18 protein-coding genes and 1 pseudogene are annotated in these 16,765 nt (G+C 68.6%); 5 read left to right on the forward strand and 14 right to left on the reverse strand.

The window, feature by feature from the left end; translation table 11 throughout:
• From E3O42_RS01530 to E3O42_RS18700, 3 genes and pseudogenes are all read right to left on the reverse strand, one after another.
• Positions 1 to 460 (reverse strand): annotated as a pseudogene (locus E3O42_RS01530) (hypothetical protein); the annotation flags it as partial.
• Positions 460 to 1,005: an orotate phosphoribosyltransferase gene (gene pyrE, locus E3O42_RS01535; RefSeq protein ID WP_134452191.1), complete on the reverse strand. Its 546-nt coding sequence runs from the start codon at positions 1,003 to 1,005 to the stop codon at positions 460 to 462. The gene pyrE and the pseudogene E3O42_RS01530, both read right to left, overlap by 1 nt.
• A 64-nt stretch (positions 1,006 to 1,069) precedes the next feature.
• Positions 1,070 to 1,192 carry a hypothetical protein gene (locus tag E3O42_RS18700; protein WP_255454906.1) on the reverse strand — a complete coding sequence of 41 codons (123 nt, stop codon included), beginning with the start codon at positions 1,190 to 1,192 and terminating at the stop codon, positions 1,070 to 1,072.
• Between the two features lie 132 nt (positions 1,193 to 1,324).
• On the opposite strand from E3O42_RS18700, the gene E3O42_RS01540 reads away from it, so the two are divergent.
• Together E3O42_RS01540 and E3O42_RS01545 are read left to right on the forward strand one after the other, a co-directional pair.
• The gene (locus E3O42_RS01540) at positions 1,325 to 2,251 is read left to right on the forward strand and encodes a LysR family transcriptional regulator (RefSeq protein WP_134452192.1); all 927 of its coding nucleotides are present in this window, start codon (positions 1,325 to 1,327) and stop codon (positions 2,249 to 2,251) included.
• 155 nt (positions 2,252 to 2,406) lie between these two features.
• Entirely contained in the window at positions 2,407 to 2,961 is a 555-nt protein-coding gene (locus E3O42_RS01545) for a GNAT family N-acetyltransferase (RefSeq protein WP_134452193.1), read from the forward strand.
• Positions 2,962 to 2,970: 9 nt separating this feature from the next.
• Here the strand turns inward: E3O42_RS01545 and E3O42_RS01550 are convergent, their stop codons facing one another.
• The gene (locus tag E3O42_RS01550) at positions 2,971 to 3,714 is read right to left on the reverse strand and encodes a sirohydrochlorin chelatase (RefSeq protein ID WP_134452194.1); all 744 of its coding nucleotides are present in this window, start codon (positions 3,712 to 3,714) and stop codon (positions 2,971 to 2,973) included.
• Positions 3,714 to 4,112, reverse strand: a complete 399-nt coding sequence (gene nirD, locus E3O42_RS01555; protein ID WP_134452195.1) for a nitrite reductase small subunit NirD — start codon at positions 4,110 to 4,112, stop codon at positions 3,714 to 3,716. Before nirD ends, E3O42_RS01550 begins: the two co-directional genes overlap by 1 nt.
• 202 nt (positions 4,113 to 4,314) lie before the next feature.
• Between nirD and nirB the strand changes: the two genes are divergently transcribed.
• Positions 4,315 to 6,987, forward strand: coding sequence for a nitrite reductase large subunit NirB (gene nirB, locus E3O42_RS01560; RefSeq protein WP_134452196.1), 2,673 nt, complete (start codon positions 4,315 to 4,317; stop codon positions 6,985 to 6,987).
• Between the two features lie 3 nt (positions 6,988 to 6,990).
• Positions 6,991 to 8,085: a uroporphyrinogen-III C-methyltransferase gene (gene cobA / locus E3O42_RS01565; protein ID WP_134452197.1), complete on the forward strand. Its 1,095-nt coding sequence runs from the start codon at positions 6,991 to 6,993 to the stop codon at positions 8,083 to 8,085.
• Positions 8,086 to 8,354: 269 nt separating this feature from the next.
• On the opposite strand, the gene E3O42_RS01570 is transcribed toward cobA, so the two are convergent.
• The 8 genes from E3O42_RS01570 to E3O42_RS01610 form a co-directional block, all read right to left on the reverse strand.
• Positions 8,355 to 9,551, reverse strand: a complete 1,197-nt coding sequence (locus E3O42_RS01570; RefSeq protein ID WP_241984562.1) for a sugar ABC transporter permease — start codon at positions 9,549 to 9,551, stop codon at positions 8,355 to 8,357.
• A gap of 104 nt (positions 9,552 to 9,655) precedes the next feature.
• Positions 9,656 to 10,516: an ATP-binding cassette domain-containing protein gene (locus E3O42_RS01575; RefSeq protein ID WP_134452198.1), complete on the reverse strand. Its 861-nt coding sequence runs from the start codon at positions 10,514 to 10,516 to the stop codon at positions 9,656 to 9,658.
• Between the two features lie 87 nt (positions 10,517 to 10,603).
• Positions 10,604 to 11,686, reverse strand: a complete 1,083-nt coding sequence (locus E3O42_RS01580; RefSeq protein ID WP_166787863.1) for a sugar ABC transporter substrate-binding protein — start codon at positions 11,684 to 11,686, stop codon at positions 10,604 to 10,606.
• Positions 11,687 to 11,767: 81 nt separating this feature from the next.
• Positions 11,768 to 12,046: a hypothetical protein gene (locus E3O42_RS01585; protein WP_134452200.1), complete on the reverse strand. Its 279-nt coding sequence runs from the start codon at positions 12,044 to 12,046 to the stop codon at positions 11,768 to 11,770.
• 51 nt (positions 12,047 to 12,097) lie between these two features.
• On the reverse strand, positions 12,098 to 12,502 hold the full coding sequence (locus E3O42_RS01590) for an ROK family protein (RefSeq protein WP_206751221.1): 405 nt from the start codon (positions 12,500 to 12,502) through the stop codon (positions 12,098 to 12,100).
• Positions 12,503 to 12,775: 273 nt separating this feature from the next.
• Positions 12,776 to 13,483, reverse strand: a complete 708-nt coding sequence (locus E3O42_RS01600) for an alpha/beta hydrolase (RefSeq protein ID WP_134452202.1) — start codon at positions 13,481 to 13,483, stop codon at positions 12,776 to 12,778.
• Positions 13,484 to 13,530: 47 nt separating this feature from the next.
• Positions 13,531 to 15,147 (reverse strand): xylulokinase, encoded by a 1,617-nt coding sequence (locus E3O42_RS01605; protein ID WP_134452203.1) that lies wholly within the window; start codon positions 15,145 to 15,147, stop codon positions 13,531 to 13,533.
• 35 nt (positions 15,148 to 15,182) lie between these two features.
• Positions 15,183 to 15,845 (reverse strand): LuxR C-terminal-related transcriptional regulator, encoded by a 663-nt coding sequence (locus E3O42_RS01610; protein ID WP_241984557.1) that lies wholly within the window; start codon positions 15,843 to 15,845, stop codon positions 15,183 to 15,185.
• Positions 15,846 to 15,990: 145 nt separating this feature from the next.
• Here E3O42_RS01610 and E3O42_RS01615 point away from each other — a divergent pair, with 145 nt between their 5' ends.
• Complete coding sequence (locus E3O42_RS01615; protein ID WP_134452204.1) at positions 15,991 to 16,257, forward strand: GlsB/YeaQ/YmgE family stress response membrane protein; 267 nt, start codon at positions 15,991 to 15,993, stop codon at positions 16,255 to 16,257.
• Between the two features lie 63 nt (positions 16,258 to 16,320).
• Here E3O42_RS01615 and E3O42_RS01620 read toward each other — a convergent pair whose 3' ends face one another.
• The gene (locus tag E3O42_RS01620; protein ID WP_134452205.1) at positions 16,321 to 16,731 is read right to left on the reverse strand and encodes a DUF1801 domain-containing protein; all 411 of its coding nucleotides are present in this window, start codon (positions 16,729 to 16,731) and stop codon (positions 16,321 to 16,323) included.
• Between the last annotated feature and the right edge of the window lie 34 nt (positions 16,732 to 16,765).

Consider the following 16,765-nt stretch of genomic DNA (forward strand, 5'->3'; position numbering starts at 1 on the left):
CGGCGGAGGTGACGGGCGGGGCGGCGGCGGTCGGCGTCGCGGGGGCGGCCGGGGCCGGCGGGGTGCGTCGCGCGGCGTCAACGGCCGGATCGGGCTCGACGCTCGGGGTGAGGCCCCAACGGAAACCGCCGGAGGCCGGCACTGCCGGAGCAGGAGCGGTGTCGCCGTCGGCCGGACCTGTATCCGACGACGGAGCCTGTGCGGGCCGCTGGGGAGCGGGGCGCTGGGGAGCGGCCCGCTCGGCGTCGGCCGGCTCTGCGTGCGGCGCGACGGGGATGGCGACGGTCGGGGCGGAGTCGTCCCAGGCATCCGCTGCGGTGTCTGCTGCGGTGTCGGCCCCGGTTTTAGCCGTGGCCTTGTCGGGTTCGGCGGCGGCCTCGCTGCCGTCTGCGTTCAGCTGAGCCGCGAGCCAGTCAAGGCCGAGGTCCTTGTCGTCGCTTCCGTCCCGCTGCTCAGGCATCAGCTCAGTCCCAAGTCCTCGAGTCCGATGGCCGCGTAGTACGGGTAGCCAGCCGCTTCGATGATTTCGCGGGCCCCGGTGCTGCGGTCCACGACCACGGCGACGCCGGCGATGATGGCACCCACCTTGAGGAGCGCCTCGATGGCGGCGAGAGGCGAGCCGCCCGTCGTCGAGGTGTCTTCGAGCACGATGACCCGCTTGCCGGCGAGGTCGGGGCCTTCGACCTGACGGCCGCGGCCGTGGTCCTTGGGCTCCTTGCGCACGACGAAGGCGTCGTAGCCCAGGCCGCGGGCTGCACCCTGGTGCAGGATCGCAGTGGCGACGGGGTCGGCGCCCATGGTCATGCCGCCGACGGCCACAACATCCGGGATGTCCTTGATGAGGTCGATCATGACCTGACCGATCAGCGGCGCGACCCTGTGGTCCAGGCTGACCTTGCGGAGGTCCACGTAGTACGTGGCCTTCTTGCCGCTGGTCAGAGTGAAGTCACCGTGGAAGACGGCGTCGGCCGAGATGTAGTCGATGAGTTTTCTGCGAGTATCCATCACAGGGCTACTTTAGGCCAACACGCGCCCGGTGCACGATGCAGGCGTGCGCCGGACGGCGTGATTAGAAGCTGCGAACGAACTTCCGCTCGGGAACACGACCGTAGCCATCCTTGTTCACCGCGACGACGGTGCCGACGACGGAGCCAATGGCGACAAGGGAGATGAGGAGCATGAAAACGAACACGGACGTGCCTTTCGAGGGAAGTGGATGGCCGTGTCACGCGGGCAGTTGCCCGGTGACCGACATGTTAATCTGACCACCAACAACCATTCAGCACAATCACATTGTTTAGCAGTGACTATGTAGTCTGGCTTCATGGATGTACAGCGTCTCGAACTGCTCCGCGAACTGGCCGAACGCGGCAGCGTCACCGCCGTGGCCCTGGCCACCCACCGCACCCCGTCTGCGGTCTCGCAGCAGCTGAAAGTCCTCGAGCGGGAGGCGGGTCTGCCGCTTACCAAGCGCAGCGGGCGCGGGCTCGTGCTCACGGATGCCGGCCGCGCGCTGGCCGCGAGCGCGACAGATATCGCGGTGGCCCTGGAGCGCGCCACGGCGGTCTGGGACACCTTCCGCAACCGGGCCACCGGCGACGTGAGCCTGGTGACGTTCCCCACCGCCGGACAGATGCTGCTGCCGGGGGCGCTGCAGGACCTCGCCGGCCACGACGGCCTCGCGGTGCACTGCACCGATATGGACCCTGAGCTCAGCGACTTTCCCGCTCTCACGAGCGAATACGACATCGTGCTCGCCCACAGCATGCGCGGGCAGCACACCTGGGGCGGACGCGGTCTGACCTCGGTGCCCCTGATGACGGAGCCGCTCGACGTCGGTCTGCCGACAGGCCACCGGCTCGCCGGCCGCGTGTCGCTCGGCGCCGGCGACGTGGTCGGCGAGACCTGGATCGGTGTGCCGGTCGGCTACCCGTTCGGGCGCATCCTGCACGACATCGAACTGCAGACCGGCAGCCGCGCCCGGGTGACTCAGCGGTTCGCGGACATGCGGCTGATCGAATCGTTCATCATGGCCGGGCTCGGCATCGCCCTGGTTCCCCGGTACACGTCCAGCGGCGATCAGCCGGGCCGGATGGTGCTCAAGCCGCTGCGGGGGCTCGACGCCGAACGGCAGATCGTGGCGCTGATGCGGCCTGACCGCGCCGAGCGTCTGGCCGTGCGCACCGTCGTCGACGCGCTGCGCGCCCGGGCGGCGCAGGTGCAGGCCGAGCACGCGGCGGCGGCCGGTTGATCGGCACGCCGGGCCACGCGACGGGCGTTTGCCAGGACAACGGTCGGAAACAGGGACCCTGTGTCCAATCCCGTTCCGGTAATGGCACTGTGTCCTGACAACGAGGTGCGGTTCCAGCCGAGTTCCACCCGCACCGTGCCGGTTAGGCTGACCGGATGGCTGACATCGAATGGACCCTGCGCTGGGAAGCCGATCTCTCAGCCGACGACCACACCGCCCTGGCGGCCCTGTTCGCGCGGTACTTCCCCGAGGATCACGCCACCTTCACCGGCCCCCGCAGCTGGATGGGCGCCCGCCCTGAAGCCCGGGTCATCGCCTACGACAACGGCCGGCCGGTCGCCCACCTCGGCTTCGTGCGGCGGATGCTGCGCCTCGAGTCCGGCGGCTCGCAGCTGGTCGGCGATGTAGGCCTGGTCGGCGTCGATCCCGACTACCAGGGCACGGGACTCGGCCGCCGGCTGCTCACCGAGGCGACCCTGGCCCTGACCGGCCAGGGCCTGCCGTTCGGCTACCTCACCTGCGCCCCCGAGCTTGTCGCGTACTACACCGCCGGCGGCTGGCGGCAGTCTCCCGGGCAGGTGACCCGCATGATCGACACCCACATGCGCCCGGAGACCTTCACCGGCCCGGCGATGGTGCTGCCGGTGACCGCGCCGTTCTCCGAGTGGCCGACCGGGCAGACGATCATCCGCGACGGCCTCGAGGTGTAGGCCCCGGCGTCAGCCCGCGCCCACGGCGGTCAGGTACCGGTCCACCACCACGTCAACAAGCGCCTCTGGAGGCTTCTCTCCCTCGACGAGAAGCGTCTCGCTGACCACGTCCGCACCGGCATCCTGCGCCCATCTGGCGAACGTTCCGGGTGCCAGGAGATAGCTTGCGACGACGACGCGAGCATCCGGCGACTCGGTCCGCGCAGCGGCCACGGCATCCACCAGGCTCGGACTGGCGGCGGCGATGAAGGCGACGGTGACGGGCTGGCCGATCAGGGCGGCGAGCTGCTCGCCCGCGGTGCGGCAGTCGGCCACGGCGTTGGCGTCGCTCGATCCGGCGGCGGCGAGGATCACCCGGTCCCCTGCGCGCAGGCCGCTTCGCGCCAGCCGGTCGGCGAGGATGCCGGTCAGCCGGCTGTCGGGGCCGAGGGCCGCGGTGACGACGACCGGGCGCGGCTGGGCCTGGGCAACGGCGTTGGCGAGGTCGAATCGCACGTGGTACCCGGCGGACACCAGCAGCGGCACGATGACGGCGGCCCGGCCGGGCTCGGCTGCGGCGAGGCAGTGTGGCACATCCGGCTGCTGCACGTCGATGAATCCCGCTGCAACGAGGGTGGCCGGGCTGATCGTGGTCAGCGCCAGGGTCACCGCGTCGACGAGGGCCAGCACCGCGCGCTGGGCAGCGGGATCCCGGGAGCCGTGGGAGGCGAGGAGCAGCAGCGGCGCGGTCTCTCGCGCGGGAGCGGCGCTCATCACGCCGCGGCGCGGGCCGAGGCTTCCGGCGCGAGCCGCACCCGCACTGAGCCGGATTCGACCCGGGTCTCGAAGGTGGGCAGGGTGAGGTCGGCGGAGGTGAGGCATTCCCCGGTGGCCAGGTCGTAGACCTGCTTGTGCAGCGGCGAGGCCAGCGTGACCGTGTCCCCGTGCGAGCCGACGATTCCCCGGCACATCACGAAGGAGCCGGTCGCGGGGTCCTGGTTGGAGACGGCGTACACGGTTCCGTTGGGCATCCGCACCAGCGCGAGCTGCTCACCGTCGACCATGGCCGCTTCTGCCCACAGGGGTTCGAGTTGGGAGAGTTCGCAAACTGTCGCCCATCCGGTGGTCGCGTCGGCACTCCGCGTGTTCGTGGTGTCTTGAGCTGTCAGCATGATGTCCTCGATTCCGGCGCCGGGCCAGTGAATGCGTTCGGCGCCCCTTCAGATTACCCATGCCCCGGGTACGTTTTTCGGGACTAAGTACCCTCCTTAGGCGCGCGCGGGTATGGCTTACTTGAGAGACGCCATGAGGTCGGCGCGACGGCGGAATACGCCGTCGGGATTATGCGGCCTGATTTACCCGAGAGATGCCGCAATGACACTGAACACTCCCCTGCCGAACTCGAGCGAATCGGACGGCGCGCGCCGGGTCATCGTCATCGGCGGCGGCCCCGCCGCGCACAGGTTCGCCGAGGCCATGGTCGCCCGGGCTGAGGCCGACGGCGAGTCCGCAAGGCGCGTCGACATCACCGTCATCGGCGAGGAAGTTCACCTGCCGTACGACAGGGTCTCCCTGTCGCACCGTCTGGCCGGCCCGGAAGACCTGACCCTGGGCGACCCGGCGTTCTGGCAGTCAGAGACCGTGCACTACCGCGGCGGCAGTCGCGTTACCGCCGTGGACCCCGCGGCCCGCACCATCACGCTCGACAACGGTGAGGCCATGGTCTACGACGACCTGGTCTTCGCCACCGGCTCTTCCGCCTTCGTGCCCCCGGTGCCCGGCGGCGACAGGGGCGTCGTGTACCGCACCATCGAGGACGTGGACTTCCTCGTCAGCGAGACCGCCCGCCTGAAGACGAAGTTCGGCCGGCCCGCAAACGTCACCGTGATCGGCGGCGGGTTGCTCGGACTCGAGGCCGCCGGTGGTGTGCAGCGCCTCGGCGCCAACACGACGATCGTGGATGGCGCGACCTGGCTGATGCCCACCCAGCTCGACCAGGGTGCCGGCATGGCCCTCGGCCGCCTCATCGACGGGCAGGGCATCCGCCTCGAACTCGGCCACCGCCCCACCGAGATCCTCGTCGCGGAGACCGGCCAGGTTCTCGGGCTGACCCTCGACGACGGCCGCCAGCTCAATGCCGACCTGATCGTCTGGTCCATCGGCATCCGGGCTCGGGACGAGCTCGCCCGCGCCGCGGGCCTGGAGATCGGCCCGCGCGGCGGCATCGTGATCGGCGACGACTGCTCAAGCTCGGCGCCCGGCATCTGGGCCATCGGCGAGGTCGCCAGCGTCGGCGGCCAGTGCATCGGGCTCGTCGCCCCCGCGAACGCCATGGCCGAGGTCGTCGCCGACCGGCTCAACGGCGGCCACGCCCTGTTCCCCGGCATTGACGACGCCACCAAGCTCAAGCTGTCCGGCGTGGAAGTGGCCAGCTTCGGCGACGCCTTCGGCACCAGCGACAGTGCCCTCGAGGTCGTCTACGCCGACCCGGCCCGCGGCCTGTACCAAAAGGTCGTCGTCTCCAGCGACGCGAAAACGCTGCTCGGCGGAATCTTCGTCGGCGACGCGTCGCCGTTCCTGTCGCTGCGCCCGCTGCTCGGCCGCGAGCTGCCCGCCGAACCCGGCGCCTACCTGTCGGCTTCCGGCGCCGAGCTTCCCTCGAGCTCGGACATGCCCGACGACGCCCAGCTGTGCTCGTGCAACAACGTCTCATTCGGCACCGTCAGGGCCGCGATCCACGGCGACCACGGCGACCCCGTCACCGAACTCGGCGCGCTGAAGGCCTGCACCCGGGCCGGCACCCAGTGCGGCTCCTGCGTGCCGTTGCTCAAGAAGGTGCTCGAAACCGAACTGACCAAGGCGGGCATCGCGGTGTCGCACGCCCTCTGCGAGCACATCTCGATCAGCCGCAGCGAGCTTTTCGAATCCGTGCGCGTGCTGCAGCTCACCACGTTCGACCAGATCATGGAACGCTTCGGCACTGGTCTCGGCTGTGACGTGTGCAAGCCGACCATCGCGTCGATCCTCGCGTCGCAGTCCTCCAGCTACATCCTGGATGCCGGCCGTGGTGGCCTGCAGGACACCAACGACCGTGCGCTGGCGAACATGCAGAAGGACGGCAGCTACTCGGTGGTGCCGCGCATCCCCGGCGGCGAGATCACCCCGGAGAAGCTCATCGTGATCGGGCAGGTCGCCGCGGAGTTCAACCTGTACACCAAGATCACCGGCGGCCAGCGGATCGCGCTCTTCGGTGCCCGGCTCGACCAGCTGCCGGACATCTGGCGGGTGCTCGTGGACGCCGGCTTCGAATCCGGACAGGCCTACGGCAAGAGCCTGCGCACGTCGAAGTCCTGCGTCGGCTCGGCCTGGTGCCGCTTCGGCGTGCAGGACTCCGCGGCCATGGCCATCCAGCTGGAGAACCGGTACCGCGGGCTGCGGTCACCGCACAAGTTCAAGCTCGGCGTCTCGGGTTGTGCCCGGGAATGCGCCGAGGCCCGCTCCAAGGACATCGGCGTCATTGCCACCGAACTGGGTTGGAACCTCTATGTCGGAGGTAACGGCGGTTTCCAGCCCGCCCACGCCGTGCTGCTGGCCCAGGATCTCGACGCCGAGACACTGGTGAAGTACATCGACCGGTACCTGATGTACTACATCCGCACGGCCGACCGGCTGCAGCGCACCGCCCGCTGGCAGGAAGACCTCGAGGGCGGCATCGACCACGTGCGCGACGTGGTCGTCAACGACTCCCTCGGCATCGCCGCGGACCTGGAAGCGGCCATGGCCACCCACGTCGACGTGTTCGAAGACGAGTGGGCGGCCACCCTCGCCGATCCGGAGCGGCTCCGCCGGTTCCGTCCCTTCGTCAACGCCGACACCCCCGACCCCTCGCTCCTCCAGGTGATCGAACGCGGCCAGCCGCGCCCGGCTCGCCCGGAAGAACGCGACGGCACCAGTGCGGCCGGCCCGGTTCACCTGGCCGGGCTCACGATCCCGGTTCGCCGCGATGGCATCGACATTCCGGTTTCTTCGGCGACCGGCGCGGAGTAGCCCGTGTCCGTCGGCCTCGACTTTTCGGGGAAACGGGTGCTCGTCGTGGGCGGGGCCCACGCGGCACGCCGCGTTCTCGCGCGGTACCTGACCTCGGGTGCGACCGTGTACCACCTGGCCGGACCTGGCCCCCATTCGCCGGTCAGCCTCGTGGTGCCCGGGGTTACCGCCCCCGTCTTTCCTCGGTCGGTAGGCGCATGGGATGCGCTCATCGCCGCGGTCGACCTGGTCGCCGTCGTGGAGACCACCCCGCACACAGACGCCGTGATTGCCGCGGCGTGCTCCAGGCACCGCACCTGGCTGAGCCGGGAAATCGCGGCGTCGACCTCCCCCGTCGGGTCGGTCACGCTCGTCGGCGGCGGACCCGGGCTCGAACGGCTGCTCACCGTCGGCGCGCTCGCCGCCCTGAACGCGGCCGACATCGTCTACTACGACCGGCTGGGTCCCACCGACCGGCTCGAGGAATGGGCGCCGGGCGCCGAGCACGTGGACGTCGGCAAAGCTCCTGGGCACCACGCGGTTCCGCAACGCGACGCCGAGCGGATGATGGTGGCGTCGGCCCTGGCCGGCCGCACCGTTGTGCGCCTCAAGGGCGGCGACCCGTTCGTCTTCGGCCGGGGCGGCGAAGAGGTTCTGGCCTGCCGCGCCGCCGGGGTACCGGTGACCGTGATCTCCGGTGTGACGAGCGCGATCGCCGTGCCGGCCGCCGCGGGCATCCCCGTGACGCACCGGGAGGTCAGTCATCTGTTCACGGTGATCTCCGGCCACGCACCGATCACTGATTCGGAACTGACCCACCTCATCGGCCTCGGTGGAACCATTGTGGTCTTGATGGGCATCGGCACTCTGCAGCAGATGGCCGCCGGCCTCGCCCGGCTCGGGATGCGCATCGACATGCCTGTGGCGATCATCGAACGGGGATTCGCGCACGACCAGCGCTCGACCTTCGGCCGCCTCGACACTATCGGTGCGCTCGCGGCCCATGCCGGGGTGCGCTCCCCCGCCGTCGTGGTGATCGGCGACGTGGTGAGCCTGGCCGCGCACGGGGATGAGGCGGCCGCCGATCTCCTGCGCGAGGCCGCGACCCTGCAAGCCTGAGTTCGCCTCCCACACGGGACGGGTTGCATAACTCCTGCAATTCGTCCGGGCGCCCGGCGGCGGCTGCCGGAATGACGCGGGACTGCCTTGCAGCGGCGAAATTCTGCAGGAGTTGTGCGCTCGGGGCGGCTCGCGGAGCCGGTCGGGCAGCCCGGACCGGCGCAACGCGAAGGCGGCGATCCTCCCCACCTCGCCGGATCCGCTGCCGACGTGGGGCGAGAACCGCCGCCTTCCTCTGCCGCCTCCGCCCGGCCCCGGGCGGGAGGCGGTCAGGCTCTACCGTGCGACACCCGGGTGCGGCGCGACAGGGAATCGACGATGACCGCGAGTAGCAGCACCGCGCCGGTGATCATGTACCGGATCGACGAGTCCAGGTTGAGCAGGGTGAGGCCGCTGGAGATCGACTGGATCACCAGGATGCCCAGCAGGGCGGAGAACGCGCTGCCGCGGCCGCCGAAGAGACTGGCGCCGCCGATCACCGCCGCGGCGATGGCGTTGAGGTTGGTGTCTCCGCCGCCGCTGCCCTGGTTGGCCGCCGCCAGCCGCCCCGCCGCAAGGATGCCGCCGAGGGCCGCGAAGGTGGAACACAGTACGAACACCGTGATGTACACCCGCGTGACGTTGATGCCGGAGCGGCGGGCGGCCTCGACGTTGCCGCCGACCGCGTAGACCGACCGGCCCCACCGGGTGCGGGTAAGGAAGAAGTTCATCACCACGACCAGCACCAGGAACAGCAGGAACATCGCGCCGACCCCGCGAGTCTGGTTCAGGTACCAGGCCGGCACACCGAGCACCAGCAGCAGGAACACACTACGCACCACGATCGACGTGGCCGGTACGGCTGAGAGCCCCGCAGCGGCCCGCCGATTCGCGGTGACGAACAGCTGCGCGGCATAGGCCAGGGCCGTGAGCACCACCAGCACGTAGGAGAGCCAGTCGGGCAGGAACCACTGCTGGGCGAACTGTACGATCCATGAGTCGAACGGGATGTTGATCGATCCCGTCGAGCCGAGCACCCACAGCTGCAGACCCAGGAAGCCGAGCAACCCGGCCAGGGTGATCACGAAGCTGGGTACCCCGAACCGTGTGTACAGGAATCCGTAGAGCAGGCCGACGGCCACACCCGCCAGCAACGAGGCCGACAGCGACACCGGCAGGGGCCAGCCCATGTTGACGAAACTGACCGCGAGGATGGCCGCGGACAGGCCGCTGACCGAACCGACCGACAGGTCGATCTCGCCCAGCAGCAGCACCAGCACGATGCCGATGGAGATGGTGCCGACGGCCGCACATTGCAGGGTGAGGTTGACCAGGTTGGTGCTGGAGAGGAAGTTGGGGTTGAGCAGGGAGAACGCCACCCAGATTAAGATCAGGCCGATAACGACGGGCAGCGAACCGATGTCACCGGAGCGCACCCGCCTGCCGAACGCGCGCACCGTGCCGCCGATGCCGTGCGGCTGGATCAGGCGTTCGTCCTGCAGGTCAGCTGCGACGGCGGCCAGCCGAACCGTTTCGGCGGGCGGGGCGGCGTCGTCGGCGCCGGCCGGCAGCGGGGTCGACGTCGGGGTCGTCACGGCCGTTCCTCCTTGGGGAGTGCGGTGGCGGTGGGTGCGCCCGCCGCGGCAGCGGCGTCGGCCGAGTCCACCCGTGCCTGGGCGCGCCGGGTGACGGCGTTGTCGCTGGCCCCGGTGATCGCCGTGATGATGTCCTCGTAGCTCACGTCGGCCACCCTGAACTCGCCGTTGTTCCGGCCCAGCCGCAACACCACGATACGGTCGGCGACGGCCTGTACATCCGCCATGTTGTGGCTGATCAGAACCACCGCCAGGCCACGGTCCCGCAACCGTTCGATGAGGTTGAGCACCTCGGCCGTCTGGGCCACACCCAGGGCGGCGGTGGGTTCGTCGAGGATGACGATGCGCGGCTCACCGATCAGCGACCGGGCGATCGCCACGGTCTGCCGCTGCCCACCGGAGAGCGAGGCGACGGGGATGCGCACCGACGGGATGCGGGCGGAGAGCTGGCGGAGCAGTCCCCAGGAGCGTTTCTCCATCTCGACCTCGTTGATGGTGCCGCGCCCGAGCTCGTGACCGAGGTACAGATTGGCAACCACGTCGAGGTTGTCGCACAGAGCCAGGTCCTGGTGCACGGTCGCGATGCCCAGATTGTTGGAGTCAGCGGGGTTGTTGATGGTCACTGTCTTGCCGTCGTGGCTGATGGTGCCGCCGTCCTGCGGGTGCACCCCGGCCAGGATCTTGATCAGCGTGGACTTGCCGGCGCCGTTGTCACCGACGAGGGCGACCACCTCGCCGCTATAGATGTCGAGGTCGATAGCCGTGAGCGCCTGCACGGCGCCGAAGTTCTTGTCGATTCCGCGCAGCGACAGGACGAGGTCGCTTTCCGGTGCCTCCGGGGTGGAAAGCACAGTCATTGTGATTCCTCTGATCGAGATGAGAGCCGGCCGGGAACCGAATCGTGGGTGCGGTGCCCCGGCCGGCCGTTTCGATGCGCCGGCTGACTACTGCAGCCCGGCCTTGGCGCAGGCGTCGGCGTACTCAGCGGTGCAGATGTCGTCGACGGTGTAGAAGCCGTCGTCGATCACGGTCTCCTGGATGTTGTCGACGGTGACCATCACCGGTGTCAGCAGGGTAGAGGGGATGTCCTGGAACGTCGTGTCAGGTTCCGGGGTGTCGCCCTGGGCGAGTTGGTGCGCGACCTCCGCCGCCCTCTCGGCCTCGAGCTTGATGGCCTTGTAGACGGTCATGTACTGGTCACCGGCGACGATGCGCTGGATGGCGGCCAACTCGGCGTCCTGCCCGGTGACGGGCGGGATCGGCTCGGTTCCGGCGGCCTTCACCGCGGCGATCGCACCGCCGGCTGTTCCGTCGTTGGCGGCGTAGATGCCCGACATCTCATCACCGAACTGGGTGATCTGCCCGGCCGCCCATTCCTGGGCCTTGTCCGGGCTCCAGTCAGGCGTGTCGTATTCGGCAAGGATCGGAATGCCGCTCGGGTCGATCACGGAGTGCGCGCCCTTCTTGAACTCGGCCGCGTTGGCGTCAGTCGGAGACCCGTTGATCATGATCAGACCCGTTGTGGTGCCGTCTTTGGTGAGCCTGTCCACGAGGGCAGTGCCCTGCAGCACACCCACCTGCTCGTTGTCGAAGGAAATGTAGTAGGTGACCTTGTCGCTCTTGATCAGCCGGTCGTAAGACACCACCGGCACATCCTGCGCCGAGGCGGACTCGGCGATGCTGGCCGCAGCCGCACCGTCAACCGGGTCGAGCACGAGAACCTTGATACCCTCGGTGAGCGCCGACTCGGCCTGCTGCTGCTGCTTGGCGGCATCCTGATCTGCGTTGGCGTAAATGATCTCGTAGTCTCCGAGCGACTTCAGCTTCTCTTCGAAGAGCGGCCGGTCGAAGCTTTCGTACCGGGTGGTCTTGGACTCGGGGAGGAGCAGGCCGATTTTGATGGTGTCGCCGCCGCCGCCATCGGTGCTTTCGGCGTCGGAACCGTTCGATGTGCATGCGGTCAGGGTTCCTGCGGTAGCGATCAGGGCGACCGCCAGGAGCGCGAGCTTCTTCCTGGGTTTTCTCACGATATGCCTCCAGCTGTGACCGCCCTCGTCGGGCGGTGTAACGAGCATGGCCCCGGGGCCAAATGCCGTCAAGGCACGAACTCAAGAGGCCAGACCGCCCCTTTCGGGCGATATTCGAGGGGACAGAACGGGCATGATTCCGCCGATCCCGGGCAGTATGTCGGGGGAACGGCCGCTGACCACGGTGCGGACGGCGTCTTCGGGCTGGCCCTCCGTGGTCTGGGCCCGATCGATGGCGAAGAGCACCGCGCCGAGCACCTCCGCCCGCTCGCCCAACTCACCCTTGACCACCTCTGGCACCCCGGATGCCGTGGCGAGGGTGGACCGTTCCAGCGCGTGCCGGCCGGCGTCGGCGATCACCCGGCGCGCCAGGGCCTCACCGGCATCGGCGCAGCACGATATCGCGCAGCTTCACCTCGCCGTGGCTGCCGGGGAACTTCGCGGCCAGCGCGGGGGCTCCCACCAGGGTTTCCAGGCAGCCGCGGTTGCCGCACGGCAGACCAGGCCATGCTCGTCGAGGGTGAGGTGGCCGATCTCGCCGGCCTTGCCGCTGCCGCCGCGGTAGACCCGGCCGTCCACGATGAGCCCGGCGCCCACGCCATGCGACAACCGGAGGTAGGCGGCCTGCCGAACTCCCTGTGCGGCGCCCATGCGGTACTCGCCGAGCGCACCGAGATTGGCCTCGTTGTCGACGAACACCGGCCGGTGCAGACGGGACCCGAGTTCCTCGGCGACGGGCACCCCGTCCCAGCCGCGCAGCAGGCCGGGCGTGGCGATGAGGCCGGTGCGCGGGTCGACCGGAGCGGCCAGCCCCACCCCCACGAGTTCGCACGTCGGACTCTCGCCCGGCTATCGCACGGCTTCGCTGAGAGGCCCGTCCAGCCAGCGCTCGACCTCACCCTGCGATCGTTGCCGTTCCACAACTCCTCCCGAAGTACCCGGCGACGGATGGTCCGGCGGATCACCCGGGGTAACGTCACCCGGAGGAATGGCAGATCGAGAGCGAAAATCGGATTCGTGAAGACGGGACGATTCAGCGTGCGGAAATTCGCGTGGCCGAGTGCGGAAAAACGTGACCATCCCGCGAGATCACGATTTTTGCGCGAGCGCTCGCACCTGCTCGACGATCAGGTCGGGTCGAGTGATGAATGGGTGGTGCCCTGTCGGAAGCTCGACGACGCGCGTTGCCCGCTCGGCATGGAGGCGCTGCAATTCTACCGATGTGCTGCGGTCCTGCCCGCAGACGATGTAGGTCGAATCGACCCCCTGCCAGCCGGCGGTGCTGGTGGGCGTCATGAACGCCCTGGCGGCCTGCGCGGTCACCCGATCCCAGGCCTGGTGCTGGGTGTCGGCGTCCGCGTCCTGCAGAAATCGGGCGCCGAACGAGGTTGCGTCGTAACCCGAAACACCGAGCGTGCCGTCGCCGTTGACCGCGATCGACACCGGGTTGCTCTCACCGCTCATGATCGCCCCCTGCGACTGCCCGATCTGGGGCAAATAGGACGACACGTAGAGCAGGTGCGCGACGGCGGGATGCGCGCCGGCCTCGGCGATGACGGTTCCGCCATACGAATGGCCCACCACGATCGCCGAGTCCACGTCATCGAGTTCACGGCGAAGCGCCGCCGCGTCGGCAATCAGGCCGCCCGCGACCTGCTCTGGCGTGGTCTCGCCGCAAGACGGCAGCGCCAGAGCGCGGCTTCGGATGCCCGTGCGTTCCCGGAGAAGGTCAGCGCTCCGCTGCCACCACCACTGCCCGTCTCGCACCAGAGCGCCGTGGACGAAGATCAGTTCCATGTCGGTCCTTCCATCGCGGTTGGGAGGTGGTGGCGGTGGAGCTCGGATCAGAGCGTGTCGACAGCGGCCCGTTCGACGGCGAGGCCCGCGTGGTAGCGGTCGAGGTAGCTGGAGAAACCGGCGACGTCGACCGGGTCGGGGGCGACGGTCTCGAACTCCTGCCCAACGAACACCCGTTCACGCAGGTAGCCGTCGAGATCGAGGTCCACGCCTGATGCTGCGGCCGCCGTGTAGGACGCCAGGACCGCGATGCCCCAGGCGCCGCCTTCCGACGCCGTCTCGGCGACGGAGACCGGGGCGTCCAGGGCGCCGGCGAGGAATCTCTGGGCGACACCGGCGGTGCGGAAGAGCCCGCCGTGCGCGAACATCGCGTCGAGTTCGACGCCCTCCTGGGCGAGAACCCGCATACCGAGGCTGAGCGTGCCGAACACCCCGTAGAGCTGTGCGCGCATGAAGTTGGCGAGGGTGAGCCGGCTGTCGGGGGTGCGCACGAAGAGGGGCCGGCCCTCGGTGAGGCCGGCGATTGGCTCGCCGGCCAGATGGTTGTAGGCCAACAGGCCGCCGGCATCCGCGTCACCGTCGAGCGCCTCACGGAACAGGGCGTCGAAGACCGCGTCGCTGGTGACGGGGTTTCCGCTGGCCGCGGCGAAGCGGCCGAACATTCCGGCCCACGCGGCGAGCTCGCTTGCCCCGTTGTTGCAGTGCACCATCGCGACGGGATCGCCGGCCGGTGTGGTGACCAGGTCGAGTTCGTGGTGCACCTTCTTGAGCGGGCGTTCGAGCACGACCATCGCGAAGATGCTGGTGCCGGCGCTGACGTTGCCGGTGCGCGGGGCGACGGAACAGGTGGCGACCATGCCCGTGCCGGCGTCACCCTCCGGCGGGCACAACACTGAGCCGGGTCGCAGGACACCGGTCGGGTCCAGGAGGGCCGCTCCCGCCGCCGTGAGTTCGCCTGCCGGCTGCCCGGCCACGAGCACTGTCGGCAACAGTGCGGCGAGGTTGAGGTCGGGAACGGAGGCAGCGACCAGGCCGTCGTAGCGGGCGAGGAGTTCGGCGTCGTAGTCGGCGGTGGCGGCGTCGATGGGGAACATGCCCGATGCATCGCCGACACCGAGAACCTTGCGGCCGGTGAGACGCCAGTGCACGTAGCCGGCGAGGGTCGTGATGAAATCAAGCTGCGCCACGTGCGGCTCGGAGTCGACAACCGCCTGGTGCAGGTGGGCGATCGACCAGCGCAGCGGAATGTTCACGCCGAACAGCTCGGTCAGCTCGGCCGACGCGGGACCGGTCGTGGTGTTGCGCCAGGTGCGGAACGGCACCAGCTGTTCGCCGGCGTCGTCGAACGCGAGATAGCCGTGCATCATCGCCGAAACGCCGATCGCACCGTAGCTCTCGAGGCGAACACCGTACTGCTTCTCGACGTCGGCGACGAGGGCAGCGTGGGCGGCCTGGATGCCCGTCCACACGTCTTCCAACGAGTAGGTCCACACCCGATCGACGAACTGGTTCTCCCACTCGTGGCTGCCTACGGAGAGGACGTCAGCCGGATTTTCGCCGATCAGGCAGGCCTTGATGCGGGTCGACCCCAGCTCGATCCCCAAGGACGTCCGTCCGCTGAGAATTGCGGTCCGGGTGGCCTCGAGTGCATCGTTGCTAGTCATATCTCGATTATGGCGGTGATTTCACCGCACCGCGGTCAGGGTCCGCCGAGCCAACTGTCGATCCGATGGTGGTCGGGGGTGAATCCGTTGCCGACGCCCCACAGGACGGCCTGGGTGCGGCTGGCAACGCCGATCTTGCCGTAGACACTACGTATATAGGACTTGACGGTATTGGGACTGAGATACGTGAGCGCGGCCACTTCGGCGTTGCTCTTGCCCTGGGTGATCAGCGCCAGAATCTCGGACTCGCGATCCGTGATCCCTTCGCGACGCCCGGGCCAGTCCAATCCCGGAGCGCTGCCCACCCGCCTGGGCGGATCGCTCACCACGATCTCGCCGGCCTGCACCGATTCCAGGGCCGCCACGAGGTCACGGGCGGGCAACGTCTTCGACAGGTAACCGCTGACACCCCGATCCAAGGCATCGGCGATGAGCGCGGGCTGGAAGTTCCAGGTGTACACAACGACGCGACCGGCTCGTGGGTTCCGGACGAGAGCTGAGAGCTCAGACAGATCGGATTCGGGTTGGGCGAAGGAGTCGTACAGCACGATGTCGGTTGTGTCGGAGAGAGCCGTGTTCGCATCGATCTCCGCGACAAGCACACGATCCCGATAGTGATCGAACATGTGCGCCAGGCCCTTCAGCACAATGTCGTAGTCATCGACAAGGGCGACAGTCACTGGCTGGAACGGGGACACAGTAGGACGTTACCGCCCCTGTGGGAAGCGTGGCTACACCCCTAGGGGTGTACCGCCGCCTCCGTCCGGGTGTTTTGCTGTTCATCGTCCAGCAACCGCTGGTCTCATCGAACGCTCAGCCACAACCAACAGGAAGGAGACCACAATGCTTGGTCTCATCATCAGCCTCATCGTCGTCGGCATCATCGCCGGCGCAGTCGCTCGCCTCGTCGTGCCCGGTCGGCAGAACATCAGCATCCCGATGACCATCGTGCTGGGCATCATCGGGTCCTTCGTCGGCGGATTCCTCGGCTTCCTGATCTTCCAACACGACCCGATGGACGGCTTCTTCCAGCCGGCAGGCATCATCGGCGCGATCATCGTGCTCTTGGTCTACATCCGCGTCAGCGGCCGTCGCAGCGTTCAGCACTAGCCGGCTCCCCGGTGACCGCCGTTTCGTCGGTCACCGGGGCCAGCTGCGCCGTGAGGGCTTCCGTCAGGAGACGGCCTTCTCCAGCAGTTCGACCAGTTGCTTCTGATCCGCGTCGGTGAGCGTGTTCACCGCGAACGAGGTGGGCCAGAAATTGCCTTCGTCGAGGTTCGCGTCCGGCTGGAAACCGATGGTGGCGTACCGCACCTTGAACTTCGCGGCGCTCTGGAAGAACACCACCACCTTGCCGTCGGCGTTGGCGTAGGCCGGCATGCCGTACCAGGTCTTGGCGCCCAGATCGGTGTTGTCCTTGACCAGCCGGTGCAGAGTCTCGGCCAGTTCCTGGTCGGTGCCGGACATCTCGGCGATGGCGGCGAGGCACGCCGCCTCCAGGTCGGCGTCGACTTGAGCGGCCTTTGCTTCGGCCACCACCGCTCGCATGGCGGCCTTCTCCTCTTTGCTGAATGCTGTGCTCATTGTGTGTTCCTCCCTGGTTCGGTCTATGGCACCT

Origin of the sequence: Cryobacterium adonitolivorans (assembly GCF_004402695.1) — a bacterium.
Lineage (GTDB): Bacteria > Actinomycetota > Actinomycetes > Actinomycetales > Microbacteriaceae > Cryobacterium > Cryobacterium adonitolivorans.